This window comes from Mycobacterium sp. OAS707, from assembly GCF_014873705.1.
Taxonomy (GTDB): Bacteria; Actinomycetota; Actinomycetes; order Mycobacteriales; family Mycobacteriaceae; genus Mycobacterium.
Map to the genome: position 1 here is coordinate 1192331 of NZ_JADBDS010000002.1, position 12135 is coordinate 1204465.

Consider the following 12135-nt stretch of genomic DNA (forward strand, 5'->3'; position numbering starts at 1 on the left):
ATTCGCTTGCAAGCTGCGCTCATGCCGCCACCCGCTCCGGCTCGAACATGTAGCCGTAATCCGGCACGCCGGAACGCACTGCGACGCGGCGCAGCGCCAATCGTCCACGCGCACCGATGTCGACGGTGCCCGGCTCAGCGCCGGTCACCTTCACCAGCGCACGAACATCGACACCGTCGAGTTCGACGATCACCAGCGAGTACGGCGTGCGCAGCCCTGGCACCGGCATGTGCACGGTGGTTTCGGTGTAGACCGTGCCCGTGCGCGGCAGCGGGATCAACTCGTAGTCGGACGCCAGCGCGCCGTCCTCGGCCAGCCGGTAGCGCGGCGGGAAATCCAACTCGTCAGAAGCGGCGAATCTGCCCGCCTCCCAACGAGTCTTGGCCTCGAAGGCACGCTCATATGCGGCCAGCGAGATCGGGATGTCGGCGCCTTCGACGTACGTTCCTGCCGGAGCTGGCCGCGCCGGCGGTTCGCGCCGGTGCAGCTCGGCCACGCCACCGCTGACCGTCATACCGGACAAGCTGGCCTGCTCGACGGCCACCAACGGGCCGGTCGTGCCCGCGTCGGCCATCCCCGCCAGCGCGAACAGGCCGGCGCTGGCGCCCGTCGTCGGCAGGGGCGGCGGATCACCGACGCACAACTCCACGGCGCGGTCGTGCTCGACGCCTGCCACCGCGGCCGGGGTGTCGAGCCACGCGGCGGCCAGGGATGCAACCAAACCCCGCTCGTGCAGCAGCCGCGGATCGCCGTAGTCGTGCACATCGCCGGTGGCATTGCGGGTGCGCACCGGAAGGCTGCGCGCGACGCGCGCCGCGGTGCGCACCTGCAGCCCGCGCTCGGCGGTCAGGATCGCCGCCGCGCCCGCTGGGTCCAGGTCGGCGCCGATGATCAGGGTTCGCGGCCTCGCCGAACTGACCGCGTCGAGAGTCGCGGGTGCGCCGCCGAGGCGTTCGTCGACCTCGAGTTCGGGGTCAAGCCCCAAACCGGCCAGCAGCACCGCGGCGTTGCTGCTTTCCAGCAACGGCATGTCACGGCTGACCAGAACCACTCGCTCGACCGCGCCGCTGGCAATCAAAGCGGCCCGGCCGGCCTCGACCGCAAGCGTGATCGCGTCCTCGTCGTCGCCGGCCACCCGGTGCCGGGGCGCGCCCCAACACGGCAGGTAGGTGCCGATCGACGCGACGTAGGGCATTGAGATCTCTCCCGAGGCTAGGTGACGGCGCCGGCCGTTTTGAGCTCGATGATGCGGTCCCAATCCAAACCGAGTTCCAGCAAGATTTCGTCAGTTTGCTCCGCAAACCCCGGCGCGGGTCCGGTTTGCGGCGCGCTGACATCGAACTGCACCGGATTCGCGACCAATTCGAGTTCGCCAGTGGACACGATGTACTCGTTGGCCCGGATCTGCGCATCCTCGGCCGCCTGCAAGGTGTCCTGCACAGGGGCCCACGGGCCGGCCAAGGTGGCGAACCGTTCGCTCCACTCGGGCAGCGTCCGCTTGGCCATCGCCTCCCGGAGAATCTCGACGGCCGCCGCGGTGTTCTCGGCGATCGACTCGACCGTCGCGAAGCGCGGATCATCGACCAGATCCTCGAGGTCCATGTGCCGGCACACGTCGGCCCAGAACTTCGTCGGCTGCATCATCACGAAGGAGATGTAGCGCTCGTCGGCGGTCGGATAGACCCCGACCAGCGGATTGATCGGCGAGCCGTGCACCCCTGGCGGCGGCTGCACCATGAGCTGGTTCAAGTGCGACGTCAGCGCGACCGTGTGGCCCATCGACCACAACCCGCTGCCGAGCAGCGAAACGTCGACGACCGACGGTTCACCGGTGCGCTCGCGCTTCAGCAGCGCCGCGGCGATTCCGCCCGCCAGGTTGGTGCCCGAGATCGTGTCGCCGTAGGCGGGGCCCGGCGGGCCGATCATGCCCTCGATGCCGGGCGGGGTGATGGTGGCCGCAGTGCCTGCCCGACACCAGAACGCGGTCATGTCGTAGCCGCCCTTGACCGACTCCTCGCCACGCGGGCCCAACGCGCTGCCCCGGGCGTAGATGATGTTCGGGTTCACGGCGCGGACGTCGTCGACATCGATACCGAACTTCTGCCGATGTCCCGGCAGGAAGCTGGTGAGGAACACGTCGGCGTTTTTCGCCAGCTCGAGCAGCACCTCGCGCCCCTCTGGCACGGACATGTCCAGCCCGATGCTGCGCTTACCGCGGTTGGCGTGCTCGATGTTCGGATTCGGGTCACCCTCGACACGAAGCGGGCCGGTCTGGCGCAGACCGCGCTGCGGATCACCGGTTACGGCGTGCTCGACCTTGATGACGTCGGCGCCCCACTCACCCAGCACCGCACCGGCCGAGGGGACGAACCCGTACATCGCGACCTCGAGAACGCGGATGCCTTCCAGCGGCCTCATGAGCCGACCACCGTGGCGATCGTCTTCGACTCGAGGAACTCCTCGAGGCCGGCGGTGCCCATCTCTCGTCCGATGCCGGACTGCTTGTAGCCGCCGAACGGGCTGTCGGCGTTGAAGTACATGCCGCCGTTGATCGAGAACGTGCCTGTCCTGATGCGACGGGCCACGGCCAGCGCCCGGTCCTCGCTGCCGAACACCGCACCGGACAGGCCGTAGATGGAGTTGTTCGCGATGCGCACCGCGTCGTCATCGTCGTCATAACCGATGACGACGAGCACCGGGCCGAACACCTCTTCTTGAGCGATCTCGCTGTCGGGGTCGACGTCGGTGAGCAATGTCGGCGTAAAGAAGTAGCCAGGGCCGACCTTCTCGCCGCCGGTCACCAGCGTGGCGCCGGCCTCGATCGCGCGTCTGACCATCCCGTCGACCTTGTCGCGCTGCTTCTCGCTGATCAGCGGGCCCATATACGTGCTGGGGTCGGCGGGGTCGCCGTAGCGCACCAGACCGAAGTTGTTCTTCACCAACTCGACGATTTCGTCGTGGTTCTTCTTCGGCACCAGCAGCCGGGACGTCAGCGCGCAGCCCTGACCGGCGTGGGTGACCATCGAGAACGCGGAGAACAACGCGGCGGTGTTGAAGTCTGCGTCGTCGAGCACGATGGCCGCGGACTTGCCGCCCAATTCGAGAAAGACCTTCTTGAGGGTGTCGCTGGCGGCGGCCATGATTCGGCGGCCGGTCGGCGTCGACCCCGTGAAGGTGACGATGTCGACGTCCGGGCTGGCCGTCAGCACGGCGCCCACTTCGGGATCGGCGCCGCTGAGCACGTTCACCACACCCGCCGGAATGTCGGTGTGCTCAGCGATCAGCTCGCCGAGCGCGAGCGTGATCAACGGGGTGTCCGGCGCGGCCTTGAGCACCACCGTGCATCCCGCCGCCAGCGCGGGGGCGAGCTTGGCCAGCGCGAGTTGGTTCGGATAGTTGTAGGCAATGATGGCGGCCACCACCCCGCCGGCTTCCTTTTCCACCCAGCGGTGGTGCTGCATTCCGCGGCTCTCGATGTTTCCGAGGTCCTCGGTCATGGGATAGCTCCGCAGCAGGTCGGCGTAATAGCGGACGATCTCGATCGGCGCGTCCAGCTGAGCGCCCTGGCACAGCGACTCGGTGGCGCCGACTTCGGCGATCGTCAGTGCCGCCAGCTCGTCGCGGTGCTCGACGAGCGCCCGGTGCAGCTGTTCGAGGCAGCGGATGCGCAGTTCGGTGTTGGTGGACCAGTCGGTGGTATCGAAGGCGCGCCGCGCGGCGGCGACGGCGGCCTCGGCGTCGGCAACCGTCGCGTCCGGCGCAGACCCGAGCACCTCGCCGGTGGCGGGATTAATAGAAGGGAACGTCCGCGTCGTTTCGAGCAGCCGTCCGTCGATCAAGAGGCGCCGATCGGCCGACCCGGCACTGGCTGCGTCAGCCGAAATGGTTGGCGATTCCTGCACGATCCTCCTCAGCGTTCATCGCGGTGTGATGGAAACTTCATTCTCATCACCGGCGAATCATACATTCGCATTCAGAGAACTCAAGCAGATGTGCAGAACTCCGCCTGCCTGCAATTAACGCTGCGACAAAGAGACCGCAAACGTCTCACCAGTGCGAACGAGACTCGCCTACTGTCTTGCGAGAACACATAGTCCGAGAGTACGGTTCTCATAATCGGAAGGACGATTCTTGACATCTGAGGACTGCGCGTGAAGACCGCGGTTGTGACAGGTGGCGGCTCCGGCATCGGACAAGCCGTCGCCCAACGATTGCGCGCCGACGGGTTGGACGTCGCCACCATCGACCTCAACCCGTCCGATGCGCAACACGCCTACGTCGCCGACGTCACCGATCGCTCGGCGATCGAGGAGGTGCTGGCTGCCATCCGGGCCCAACTCGGACCGGTCACCGTGCTCGTGAATGCGGCCGGGCTCGAGAAATTCAAACGGTTCACCGACCTGAAGTTCGAGGACTGGCAGCGGGTGATCGACGTCAACCTCAACGGCGTCTTCCACTGCATTCAGGCGGTGCTGCCGGACATGATCGAGGCCGGCTGGGGACGCATCGTCAACATCTCCTCCTCGAGCACCCACTCCGGGCAGCCCTTCATGTCGCCGTATGTCGCGGCCAAGTCCGCGGTCAACGGGCTGACGAAGTCGCTTGCGCTCGAATACGGTCCGGCGGGCATCACCGTCAACGCCGTGCCGCCTGGCTTCATCGACACCCCGATGCTGCGCAAGTCCGAGGAGCGCGGCTATCTGGTCGTCGAAAAGAACATCGAAGCGACACCGGTGCGACGAATCGGCAGGCCCGAGGACATCGCCGCGGCGTGCGCATTCCTGATCTCCGAGGAAGCCGGCTACATCACCGGACAGATCTTGGGCGTCAACGGCGGCCGAAACACATAACGAAAGGAATGCTTCGAATGGGACGCGTTCAAGGAAAAGTCGCATTCGTCACCGGTGCAGGGCGCGGCCAGGGCCGCAGCCACGCGATACGGCTGGCAGAAGAGGGCGCGGACATCATCGCGGTTGACCGCTGCGAGGACTTCGCGACGATCGGCTATCCGATGGCAACACCGGAAGATCTCGAGGAGACGGCGCAGTTCGTCGAGAAGACCGGGCAGCGCATCGTGACGGCCAAGGTTGACGTCAGCGACGCCGGTCAACTCAAAACGGCGGTGGACAACGCCGTCTCCGAACTGGGTGGACTCGACATCGTCGTGACGTCGGCCGGCATCGCGGGCATGAAGGGCTCCGGTGACATGCAGGGCTGGGTCGACGTGATCAACACCAACCTGATCGGCACGTTGAACGCCATCCACGTCGCGCTGCCGCACCTCCGCGAGGGCGCGTCGATCATCGCCACCGGCTCAACCGCCGCGCTGATGGATGTGTCCAAAAACGACAACCCCGGCACTGACCCCGGTGGCGCTGCCTATCTTCATTCGAAGCGGCTGTTGTCGCAGTACGTCCACAACCTTGCGACCGAACTCGCACCGCGGGGCATCCGCGCCAACGTCATCCACCCGACCAACTGCAACACCCCGATGCTGCAGAGCGAGCCCATGTACAAGTCGTTCCGCCCCGACCTGGAGCACCCGACCAAGGCCGACGCCGAACCGGTGTTCTACGTCCAACAGGCGATGAAGGTGCCGTGGATCGAGCCCGAGGACATCAGCAACATGGTGCTCTTCCTGGCCTCCGACGAGGCCCGCTACATCACGGGCACACAGCAGCGCGTGGACGCGGGCGGCTACCTCAAGTGGTACGACTACCACATCTGATCGAAGAGGAATCGCCATGAAGGTTTTCGTTGATTCTGCGCGCTGCCAAGGCCACACGCTGTGCTCGATGATCGCGCCGGATGCCTTTGAGCTCAGCGACATTGACGGCACGTCCTCGCCGGTGAACGAAGTCGTTCCGCCCGACCAGGAGAATGCGGTCCGCGAGGCGGTGCACTCGTGCCCCGAACAGGCGATCACGATCGAAGAATGAGCAGCTACCGAAAGCCAAGGGAGACAACGTCTTGAGCAACGTCGAGGACATTGCAAAAGGCACCGCCGCCGACGGCGACCGCAAGAAGAACAAGTATTACTTCGACCGCCACACGCCTGAGTACCGGCTGCAGTTCGAGAAGATCACCGAGGAAATGCAGTCCAAGTGCCCGGTGGCTTGGTCGGAGACATACAACGGGCACTGGGTGGCCGCGGACAGTAAGAATGTCTTCGAATTGGCGCGCTGCCCAGCGGTTTCCAATCATCACGACCTGACCGGCCAGACTCCGTATCAGGGCATCACGATCCCCAAGGCGCAGCGCGCCACCGTGGTGCGCGGCGGCATTCTGGAGATGGACGAGCCCGAGCACAGCACCTACCGCGGCGCGCTGAACCCGTATCTGTCCCCCGCCGCGGTCAAGCGCTGGCAACCGTTCGTCGACGAGATCGTGCGCGCCGCCCTTGACGAGAAGATCGAGTCGGGCCGCATCGACTTCGTCGACGACCTCGCCAACATCGTGCCCGCGGTGCTCACCCTGGCGATGATGGGCATCGAGCTGAAGAAGTGGCCGGTCTACAGCGAGCCTGCGCACCTTTCGGTGTCCACCCCCGAACACTCGCCCGACGCCGCACGCGTCGCCGAGATGAACCGGCAGATGGGCATCGACATGATCAACACCATGAACGAGATCCGCGAAAATCCGCGGCCCGGGCTGGTGAACGCGCTGCTGCAGCTGCGCATCGACGGCGAGCCGGCACCCGACCTGGAAATCCTCGGCAACCTCGGCCTGATCATCGGCGGCGGCTTCGACACCACCACCGCGTTGACGGCGCACGCGCTGGAGTGGCTTTCCGATCACCCCGATCAGCGCGAGTTACTCAGCCGGGAACGCGACACCCTGCTCAACCCTGCCACCGAGGAATTCCTGCGGTTCTTCACGCCCGCGCCCGGCGACGGCCGCACGTTCTCCGCGGACGTCGAAGTCGAGGGCCAGCAGTTCAAAGAGGGTGAGCGACTCTGGGTCTCGTGGGCGATGGCCAACCGCGATCCGTCGGTGTTCGATTCGCCCAACGAAATCGTCCTTGACCGAAAGGGCAACCGGCACTTCAGCTTCGGTATCGGCGTGCACCGCTGCGTCGGCTCCAATGTCGCCAGGACCGTCTTCAAGTCGATGCTCACCTCCGTGCTCGACCGGATGCCGGACTACGTGTGCGATCCGGAGGGCACCGAACACTACGAGACCATCGGCGTCATCCAGGGCATGAAGCATCTGCCTGCCACGTTCACGCCGGGCAAGCCATTGGGGCCCGGGTTGGACGAAACTCTCGAGAAGCTGCAACGCATCTGCGACGAGCAGGAACTGGCGCGGCCGATCACCGAACGTAAGGAATCCGCCGTCGTCAATTGACGCCGAGTGGTTTGATAGGCAGCCATCGGGTTGGGATCGACGAAGGGACGACCATGAAGTCGATGACACTCGCGATTGCAACGGCCGTGCTCACTGCCGCGGCGTCGGTGGCCGCGCCGCCTGCCCAGGCGATGATGCAGCCCGGGAACTACGACGTGAACACGAACCGGTATGAGCGGGCGTCGTGGTTCTGGTTCGTCTCGGCCTGCCCGGCCCCGGTGGACACCAACTGCTTGCGGGTCAGCGCGGCCCCTCGCCTGAAGTTCTACGCCTTCTACGACGGCTACGCGCACCTCGACAACGGGACCTACACCCTGACCGTCGACGTGCCCGACGGCTTGCAGTGCCTTCCCGGCTATGCGATGCCGACACGTGACACCTATACGTGGAACGAGGTCACCCAGGCCGGGGAAATCAACTCCGTCTACGACGTCGGCTGCTTCAACGGTCCACCCGGATCCCAGTTCTGGACGTTCGCCCTGCAGCGACTCTAGAAGCCGGGCGGCGGGACGAAGCCACCGAGCGTCTCCTCGATGCAGCGGGCTACCGCCAGCGTTGTGCGGTCCTCGAGGTAAGGCCCGACGATCTGAATACCCACCGGCAGTCCTTGTGCGGTGCGCCCGACAGGGACGGCGGTCGAGGGCAGGAAGGCCACGGTCGCAAGGCCGACCCAGCCGAACAAGTCGAGGTACGGCCGACTGCCACCGGGTGTGCGGATCTCGCGGGCCGCCAACGGCGCGTCGTGATCATGTGGAATCGCCGCCACCACCGCAACAGGCATGAGCAGGACATCCACGTTGCGAAAGAACTCCGTCATCCGCGCCCGCACCCCCTCGCGTTTCTCGTTGACGGCCAACCAGTTTCGATGAAGCATCTCCGATGATGCTTCCATCACCGGATACAGCAGCTCCATGTGCAACGAGACCACTTCGGTCAACGTCACCGGCGGCGAAGAGTCGACGATGCGGGCACCGGCCTTGCGCAGCGCGGTCACGGCTGTTTCGTGCACACCGCGCACGTCGTCCGCGACCGGGTACGTCCGATCGTCCAGCCAGGTCGCTATGCGCAACTCGGACAACGTCTTTGCGCGAGCGGCCGGAAGCTCCAGCCGCCAGCCCTTGGCCTGCTCCCCCATCGGCCCGGCGAGGATGTCGAGGGCCATCTCGAGATCGTCGACATCACGCGCCGTCGGGCCGACGACGTTGAGATCCCGATCCGCGAGCGCCCCTGGCGCCGACGGCAGGTGCCCCCGCTGCGGTACGACACCGAAACTCGGTTTGTGCCCGCATGTTCCGCACCAGTTCGACGGCAACCGTATCGACCCCGCGATGTCGCTGCCCAATTCCAGTGGCGTCAACCCCGCCGCAAGCGCGGCCGCCGATCCGCCGGATGACCCGCCGCTGGAGCGCGTGGTGTCCCATGGATTGTTGGTCGTGCCGAAGATCGGGTTGTAGGTCTGCCAGTCCGCTGTAAAGGCGGGCGTATTGGTCTTGCCGAAGATCACCGCACCCGCGTCGCGTAGCCGTTGCACCGCCTCAGCGTCACGCTCCGGCACCCGGTCCCAGTCTTCGACTCCACACGTCGTGCGTATGCCCGCCGTGTCGTAACAGTCCTTGATGGTCATCGGCACGCCGTGCAACGGTCCGACCTCGCCGCCGCGGGCCAACGCCTCATCAGCGGCATCCGCAGCCTGCCGCGCGCCCTCGGAGTCGAGGGTCACGACGGCATTCAGCGGCGGGTTCAGCGCCGCGACCCGCTCCAGGTAGTGCTCCAGCAGTTCCCGACTCGAGACCTCGCGGCGACGGATGGCCTCGGCGAGTGCGCGGGCCGGCTGAAAAGCGATGTCGGACACGACGTCATCCTGCCCCACCCCTGCCGCGAACGTGGGTTACCCGCACACAAAATGCCGCTTCGGCGTGACACGAGCCCACACTCGGCGCTCAGGTCAACCAGCCCACTTCGCGCAGGAACGTCTGGGTGTGGGCGATCCGGCCGGTGAGCACCTTCGGATCGCCGGTGCACAGCATGAAGGCGGTCTGGGTGATCAGTTCGATGTCCTCGGTGTCGACCTTGGCCAGGTCCAGCGTGCCCGCGCCCGGGGTGGCGACCGGATTCGTCGGCGCTGCGGCGTTGACCGCGATGCCGTCGTCGTACAACTCGGCGGCCAGGCTTTTCGTCAGCCGGTTCAGCGCAGCCTTGACCGTCCCGTAGATGCCGAACCCCGCGGTACGGTCGAACTCGGAGAACGGCGGCCCGTCGGGCAGATCGCCACCGACCGACGTGACGTTGAGCACCCACCCGGCACCGCGTTCGCGCATCGCAGGAATCGACAGTTGAGTCAGGTGCAGAGGCGCCAGTACGTGCATCTCCATCATCAGTCGCACCCGACGGTCGGGAAACTCGTCGAGTGGACGCAGGAAGGTGACGGCGGCGTTATTGACCAGAATGTCGGGCGCCCCAACACGTTCCACCACCTCGGCGAACAGCCGCTCGCGGTCGTCGGCGTTGGACAGATCTGCCTGGACGGCGATCGCCGTGCCGCCCGAGCCGTTGATCTCATCCAGCGTCTGGCGAAGGGAGCCTTGGTATTTCGGGTCGGGTTCCATGGTGCGAGCGGTGAGCGCGACGGTCGCGCCCTCGGCTGCCAGGCGCCGCGCGATCGCCTTGCCGAGCCCACGGCTGGTGCCGGTGACCAACGCCACCTTGCCGTCACAGGACACGGGGAATCCCCGCAAGCTTGTCGGCGAATTTCGCCTCCGCCGCTTCCCGCAACCGAAGGAGGTGCTCCGAAGGGAACATGTCGGGTGCCGGCTTGTGATCCTTCAGCAGCAGACGGGCCAGTGTCACCTTGTGCACCTCGGTCGGGCCGTCGGCCAAGCCGAGGACGAACGACTCGACCAGGTATGAAACGAACGGCATTTCGTGCGTGGTGCCCAGCGACCCGTGCAATTGCAGCGCACGGGCCGACACGTCGTGCAGCACCTTCTGCATCATCGCCTTGACCGCCGAGATGTCGGCGCGCACCGCCTTGTAATCGTTGTGCTGATCGATCTTCCATGCGGTTTGCAGAGTGAGCAGCCGGAACGCCTCGATCTCCATCCACGAGTCGGCGACCATTTCCTGCACCAACTGCTTGTCGGACAGCATCGCGCCCTGGGTGTACCGCGACACCGCCCGCTCGCAGATCATGTCGTAGATGCGCCGAACCAGTCCAACGGTGCGCATCGCGTGATGAATTCGCCCGCCACCCAACCGTGTCTGCGCGACGACGAACGCACCGCCGCGCGGTCCGAGCATGTGGTCGGCTGGTACCCGGACGTTCTCGTAGCGCACATAGCCCTCGCGGCCGCCGCCGAGCGGTTGATGGCCGAGGCCGACGTCGCGCAGCACGTTGATGCCTGGGGTTTCGGCGGGCACGACGAACATCGAATACCGTTCGTACGGCGGCGCGTCGGGATCCGTCATCGCCATCACGATGATGAAGGACGCCATCGAGGCGAACGACGAGAACCACTTCTCGCCGTTGATGATCCAGTGATCACCGTCCTGAGTCGCGGTCGTGGTGAACACCTTCGGATCCGCACCGCCCTGCGGCTCGGTCATCGAGAAACACGAGATGATGCGGTTGTCCAGCAGCGGCTCCAGATACCGCTTCTTCAACTCGGGAGTGCCGTAGTGCGCGAGGATCTCGCTGTTGCCCGAGTCGGGAGCCTGCGAGCCGAAGACGATCGGCGCGCATTCGGACCGGCCAAGAATCTCGTTGAGCAGCGCCAGCTTCACCTGCCCGTAGCCGGGACCACCCAGGTGCGGGCCGAGATGTGTGGCCCACAAGCCGCGGTCCTTCACGATCTTCTGCAGCGGCGGAATCAGCGCCTGGCGCACCGGATCGGACAGATCGTGCGACTCCTTGACGATCAGATCGATCGGCTCGCACTCCTCGCGCACGAAAGCGTCCACCCATGCGAGTTGCTCCGCCCACTGCGGGTCGGTCGAGAAGTCCCACGCCATCGTCGTCTCCTCTCAGCGTTTCCGTCGCGCTTCGGCCTCGGGAGTGGCATGGGTGAGCACCTGGTTGCGGTTCTCGAGTTCCATGGCAGCGCCCGGGCCTGCCGCGTCGGTATTCACCTGCAGGGCGCGCTTGGTCAGTTGCACGCCCAGCGGCGCCAATTCCGCTATCCCCGAAGCCAACTCCAGTGCCCGCTCGAGCAGGTGGTCGGGTTCGACCAGTTCGCTGACCAGTCCCCGGCGGTCGGCCTCGGCTGCAGACACCGTCCGGCCGGTCAGCATCCAGTCGGCGGCGACACTCGTCCCGACGATCCGGGGCAGGTGATAACTCATGCCCATCTCGGCGCCCGACAGCCCGAGGAGAATCGCACCGTTACCGAAACTGGCCGCCGTCGAGCAGATCCTGATGTCGCAGGCCAGACACAGCGCGAATCCCGCGCCGACGCAGGGCCCGTTCACCGCGGCGATCACCGGCTGCGGCAGGTCCCAAATCGCCTGGGGCAGTGCGGCCATCGCCTCCTGGAACCGCAGCCTGTCGATCGCCGGATCAGACGCCTCCAACGGCACGGGTCCGAAGTTGCGCACGTCGATGCCCGAACAGAACCCACGTCCTGCACCCGTAAGCACGACGACGTGCACAGAGGCATCCGCACCGATGGTGGCCAAGGTCTCCGTGAGCTCGTCGCGCATGACCTCGTTGATCGCGTTGAGCGCAGCAGGCCGATTCAGTTGCAGGACAACGACACCGGGCCGCGGCCGGTCGAGGGCGAGGGTCTGCGTCAC

Annotated in this window: 12 protein-coding genes; 5 read left to right on the plus strand and 7 right to left on the minus strand. The window is 65.9% G+C overall.

Annotation, left to right across the window (positions count from 1 at the left end; genetic code table 11):
- Positions 1–19: 19 nt before the first annotated feature.
- From GGC64_RS16555 to GGC64_RS16565, 3 genes are read right to left on the minus strand one after another with little or no spacing between them, the layout of a single operon-like run.
- Positions 20–1195, minus strand: a complete 1176-nt coding sequence (locus tag GGC64_RS16555) for a Zn-ribbon domain-containing OB-fold protein (RefSeq protein ID WP_192723561.1) — start codon at positions 1193–1195, stop codon at positions 20–22.
- A 17-nt stretch (positions 1196–1212) separates the two neighbouring features.
- Complete coding sequence (locus tag GGC64_RS16560; RefSeq protein WP_192723562.1) at positions 1213–2418, minus strand: CaiB/BaiF CoA-transferase family protein; 1206 nt, start codon at positions 2416–2418, stop codon at positions 1213–1215.
- The gene (locus GGC64_RS16565; RefSeq protein ID WP_192723563.1) at positions 2415–3902 is read right to left on the minus strand and encodes an aldehyde dehydrogenase family protein; all 1488 of its coding nucleotides are present in this window, start codon (positions 3900–3902) and stop codon (positions 2415–2417) included. The genes GGC64_RS16560 and GGC64_RS16565 overlap by 4 nt, the downstream gene beginning before the upstream one ends.
- Before the next feature lie 249 nt (positions 3903–4151).
- Here GGC64_RS16565 and GGC64_RS16570 point away from each other — a divergent pair, with 249 nt between their 5' ends.
- Genes GGC64_RS16570 through GGC64_RS16590 form a run of 5 tightly spaced genes read left to right on the plus strand, consistent with a single transcriptional unit; the run spans position 4152 to position 7841 of the window.
- Positions 4152–4850 carry a 3-oxoacyl-ACP reductase FabG gene (locus GGC64_RS16570; RefSeq protein ID WP_192723564.1) on the plus strand — a complete coding sequence of 233 codons (699 nt, stop codon included), beginning with the start codon at positions 4152–4154 and terminating at the stop codon, positions 4848–4850.
- Between the two features lie 17 nt (positions 4851–4867).
- Positions 4868–5728, plus strand: a complete 861-nt coding sequence (locus GGC64_RS16575) for a mycofactocin-coupled SDR family oxidoreductase (RefSeq protein ID WP_192723565.1) — start codon at positions 4868–4870, stop codon at positions 5726–5728.
- 16 nt (positions 5729–5744) lie between these two features.
- Positions 5745–5939, plus strand: a complete 195-nt coding sequence (locus GGC64_RS16580) for a ferredoxin (protein ID WP_192723566.1) — start codon at positions 5745–5747, stop codon at positions 5937–5939.
- 31 nt (positions 5940–5970) lie between these two features.
- Entirely contained in the window at positions 5971–7347 is a 1377-nt protein-coding gene (locus tag GGC64_RS16585) for a cytochrome P450 (protein WP_192723567.1), read from the plus strand.
- Between the two features lie 53 nt (positions 7348–7400).
- Positions 7401–7841, plus strand: a complete 441-nt coding sequence (locus GGC64_RS16590; protein ID WP_192723568.1) for a hypothetical protein — start codon at positions 7401–7403, stop codon at positions 7839–7841.
- On the opposite strand, the gene GGC64_RS16595 is transcribed toward GGC64_RS16590, so the two are convergent.
- The 4 genes from GGC64_RS16595 to GGC64_RS16610 form a co-directional block, all read right to left on the minus strand.
- Positions 7838–9199 (minus strand): amidase family protein, encoded by a 1362-nt coding sequence (locus tag GGC64_RS16595; RefSeq protein WP_192723569.1) that lies wholly within the window; start codon positions 9197–9199, stop codon positions 7838–7840. The genes GGC64_RS16590 and GGC64_RS16595 overlap by 4 nt on opposite strands.
- Positions 9200–9287: 88 nt before the next feature.
- Positions 9288–10067 carry an SDR family NAD(P)-dependent oxidoreductase gene (locus tag GGC64_RS16600; RefSeq protein WP_192723570.1) on the minus strand — a complete coding sequence of 260 codons (780 nt, stop codon included), beginning with the start codon at positions 10065–10067 and terminating at the stop codon, positions 9288–9290.
- Positions 10057–11355 (minus strand): acyl-CoA dehydrogenase family protein, encoded by a 1299-nt coding sequence (locus GGC64_RS16605; RefSeq protein WP_192723571.1) that lies wholly within the window; start codon positions 11353–11355, stop codon positions 10057–10059. The genes GGC64_RS16600 and GGC64_RS16605 overlap by 11 nt, the downstream gene beginning before the upstream one ends.
- Positions 11356–11367: 12 nt before the next feature.
- On the minus strand, positions 11368–12135 hold the full coding sequence (locus tag GGC64_RS16610) for an enoyl-CoA hydratase/isomerase family protein (protein WP_192723572.1): 768 nt from the start codon (positions 12133–12135) through the stop codon (positions 11368–11370).

Coding starts and splice junctions, on each gene's coding strand:
- GGC64_RS16555 (WP_192723561.1), bottom strand. CDS start 1,195: ATGCCCTACGTCGCGTCGATCGGCACCTACCTGCCGTGTTGGGGCGCG.
- GGC64_RS16560 (WP_192723562.1), bottom strand. CDS start 2,418: ATGAGGCCGCTGGAAGGCATCCGCGTTCTCGAGGTCGCGATGTACGGG.
- GGC64_RS16575 (WP_192723565.1), top strand. CDS start 4,868: ATGGGACGCGTTCAAGGAAAAGTCGCATTCGTCACCGGTGCAGGGCGC.
- GGC64_RS16580 (WP_192723566.1), top strand. CDS start 5,745: ATGAAGGTTTTCGTTGATTCTGCGCGCTGCCAAGGCCACACGCTGTGC.
- GGC64_RS16590 (WP_192723568.1), top strand. CDS start 7,401: ATGAAGTCGATGACACTCGCGATTGCAACGGCCGTGCTCACTGCCGCG.
- GGC64_RS16605 (WP_192723571.1), bottom strand. CDS start 11,355: ATGGCGTGGGACTTCTCGACCGACCCGCAGTGGGCGGAGCAACTCGCA.